This is a genomic window from uncultured Gimesia sp., assembly GCF_937910335.1.
GTDB lineage: Bacteria > Planctomycetota > Planctomycetia > Planctomycetales > Planctomycetaceae > Gimesia.
Window position 1 is genome coordinate 1 of record NZ_CALEMX010000219.1, and the last position, 3,397, is coordinate 3,397.

At 41.8% G+C, this 3,397-nt stretch carries 3 protein-coding genes; 2 read left to right on the forward strand and 1 reads right to left on the reverse strand.

Annotation, left to right across the window (positions count from 1 at the left end):
• Nucleotides 1-1,402 (reverse strand): c-type cytochrome domain-containing protein (locus Q0668_RS08505; protein ID WP_298862855.1); only part of this gene is annotated, 1,402 nt, incomplete at its 3' end.
• A 693-nt stretch (nt 1,403-2,095) separates the two neighbouring features.
• Between Q0668_RS08505 and Q0668_RS08510 the strand changes: the two genes are divergently transcribed.
• Nucleotides 2,096-2,506 (forward strand): hypothetical protein, encoded by a 411-nt coding sequence (locus Q0668_RS08510; protein WP_298862858.1) that lies wholly within the window; start codon nt 2,096-2,098, stop codon nt 2,504-2,506.
• Between the two features lie 44 nt (nt 2,507-2,550).
• The gene (locus Q0668_RS08515) at nt 2,551-3,234 is read left to right on the forward strand and encodes a hypothetical protein (protein WP_298862861.1); all 684 of its coding nucleotides are present in this window, start codon (nt 2,551-2,553) and stop codon (nt 3,232-3,234) included.
• Nucleotides 3,235-3,397 lie beyond the last annotated feature (163 nt).

A 3,397-nucleotide genomic window follows, 5' to 3' on the forward strand; every position in this document is an offset into this window, starting at 1 on the left:
CTTCAACCAGCTTGGAATCCTGCATATAGTAGTTTGCGAGAGTTTTCGTTCGGGCTCGTTCCATAATCTCGCTAAAAGAGCCGATGTGAATATTCCCGAGGCTTCTTCTGTGGTGGCCGGGATGTAGATCGAGTCCTTTTTCATGGCGGCTGGCATTCTCAACAAGAACAATGAAAAAAGCACCTAAGCAATTATACCAGTCGTTAGAATCAAAAGCGGTTAGCTTTGGCACATTACCATTTCGATAGGTTGTTTCCGCAGGCACACTATCCAGATAAGGAAAATCTCTGATATTTCCCTCAAACTCATAAATTGTTTCTGAGGCGGTGAGTTGAACGCTATCTAACGTTTTAAAATTATTTGCAAACACATCAAAATAGCCGGCCTTGATTCTCATCCTGGGAAAGTTGCCTGCGGCATCGGGCTTTCCTCGTACTCGAATTCGAAATTGAAACTGTCCTCTCGAATGCATTTGACTTGCAGGGAATGCGACCGCATTCGCTAGAAGTAAATTATTATCAAACATTTTGAGGGGACCTTGTTTGAAGGCGAACAAACCAGGGCCCCAGACCGCCTTATTGAGAGGCCTGCCCAGAAAAGAGTTTCCTTTGAGATTCATGATTTCTCTGCGACTCTGAAATTCGACTTCTGTCATCGGGTGCGCAACATTTTTCACAAAATCCATAACGTGATCTTGAGTCGCTCTACACGTATAGCAATATTCCCCGTTATAAAAATAATGCAGAGGGTCCGCTGGCTTCTCTAGATAGGGCGAAAAGTTTTGCAGCGCCGCCAGTGCCGCCTTCTTGAACGTCTTCAAATGCGTCTTTGTTAAATGGTTAGCCTCAACGTCATTGGAAAACCCTGTTTTAGAAACCGCATCCTGAGGAATATTTTCTTCCTCGGTGAAATCTCTTAAGGATGATTCACCACCCACTAAACCCAACAACGAACTGTTAAACTCTCGATTCGTCAATCGCCTGATCTTGTGCCGATTACCAAGGGTCTGCAATCGTTTTTTCTCTAAGCGATAACCCTTCTCGATCCAAGACGTCAATTTGGCAATCTCTTTCTGAGACAGTTGCTCGACATCTTGGGGCGGCATTTTTTGCGATTCAACCATCTTGTGAATTTTTTTCCAGAGTGTGACCTTTTTAGAATGATTCATTGATCCATCTAAACCGGACAGTTTCAGGCCACTTTCTTCCGTATCTTCGTCATGGCAACTGAAGCAAAACTTGCTGAAGAGCGGAACAATGTCTCTCTGGTATTCCTGTTGAAAAAGATTCTCTGCAGCAACACACAGAGAAGGGATTGCACTGATCCCCATGCATAAAATCACCGTGCATAATATCACCGCCTTCAAAAAACAAACTCTTGTTTGATTTCGCTGATTGTTCATCGATTTCCTCGCAGCAACTTAACTAACTCATTCAGGGCTGATGATCGTGATTCCAAATACCTTAGGAGTGCGGTGCAGATGCAAATGATTCTTTCCTATGGGAATATTACGATTACCGATTCATTCTTCGATCAATTCAGTGTACACCGCGCGAATATGACTGTCGAGACTTTGCCCCGTTTCAAACATGTTATGTAACGGGCAGACGTGTTAGAGAAATACATTAATTACCCGGGCACAGTTCATTACCATTGATTTTGATCAATAAATGAAGGATTTTGAGCGAGCACACAAAGCAATAAATCCGATATTCCAACAACTAGTAACAATCGATTGGGTGTGAATTCAGTAACTGAAGATCACAGTCATCCAGCTGGTGAGAGTATCAATAATTTGCTGTGGAATAACTGATTTGCAAGATTCAAATCATCCCCCTGTTCAATTCTCACTAGTGTTTCCTAGTTTAAAAATAGAGTTTGAAGATCAACTGTTTCAAATATTCTTTTACTTTCTTTGATGTCACCCCAACTCTGTTGTCAATAAAATCAACTAGTCGTGATCACCACAATCAAGTGTCTCTCGCTCAAGCCCCAAGTGAGCTGTGCATAAAACAACAAAAGTTGTCTATGAAAGCGGTGGCCCAAGTGAGATCGTGTTATTAATCAATCTCACATTATTAAAGGAGAACTCACTATGATCGATATCCGCTATCCACTATCAAAAAACAAGCGTTTTGATTCACGCTGCGGAACGAGTCCGCTCCTCTATCCACAAGACGCTGATTATGATGAACCAATTTCGTTGAAAGAAATGTGTGATCTTGGAAAAATATCACCGGAGATGGAAAACCAATTCTTTGACAGTCCAAAGGGAACATCAAAGAGGCGATCATTTGCGGAATTGACAACCTTGTTGTTTGATTCTGAATCGGATCCACATGATCTCAACTCTGTACTCGATCTGGTTCTCCATCAGCCACATCTTTCATCGAAATTTCATACGGTTGGATGGGTCGCAGGTTGCCGTGGTTACACACTCAATGACTTATTCCAGGCGGGATGGCGGATGTGTCCATCAGAATTAGACTTCCAATTTACACGTTAAGAGCTCTGATGTAGCTGACTTAATTTTGTTTCTACAACTTATCTATGAAGGATCCAGATATGAATTCTCTTACCGAACTCAATCAATCTTTTTCTCATGCAGGTGGTGAATCCACACACTCATCAGTTATGGAGACACTACCGTTTCAAAACCAGTTACACCCAGAAGAAATCGCTTCAAATCTCTGGGTCGACCCTGCTGGTCTTCTGAAACGGCTCGCACCATTTAGTCGTACGGCTGCTTATCGATCAACGATGTCATACCAAGGTCCTCAAACCAAGACCTTACTAAAATTAATTACAGAACAGGGTGCTTTCAGGTTCGACGAGTTCCATAGTCTGTTTTTTCCTGGTGGCAATGAATCTGGGATTCACAATGCGACAAAATTTGACCAGGCTATGTCGGCTGTTGCTGCAAATGCTGTACTCGGAGGGTTTGCACGTCGTGTATCACATAGGCTGGGCGACGAAATGATGGAAGAAATTGTTAGCAGTTCGGCGGAATTCCTCGATCATCTTGTCGAACTCTATGAAGCAGATTATACCAATCGAAATGAAGATGCAAAATTGAGAGACTTTGTTCTAAAAGAAGCACGTGCTCGTATAGGAGAACACCACTCTGAGAGCATTCTATCACATTGGAATGACTACAGAACTTACTTCATAACAATCATTTGCGAAGAACTGCGTACTCGTCAGTTCGAATTCATACTAGCTGATTTCCATTAAATATTAAGATTTTGTTTTTAAAATAAGAATTTTTAGATAATAATGGAGTTTGTCCTGAAACATCTGAATCTGTCGAGTGCCAATCGGTTTTAGCAATCACAATTTCTTGTGAGTTCAAGAGAGATTTAATTTTTCAGAACGGCCTACCTTTTTTAATAATCCA

What these genes read in the sequence shown, in the direction of transcription:
- Q0668_RS08510 (WP_298862858.1), top strand. Translation starts at nt 2,096, where the DNA reads ATGATCGATATCCGCTATCCACTATCAAAAAACAAGCGTTTTGATTCA.
- Q0668_RS08515 (WP_298862861.1), top strand. Translation starts at nt 2,551, where the DNA reads ATGAAGGATCCAGATATGAATTCTCTTACCGAACTCAATCAATCTTTT.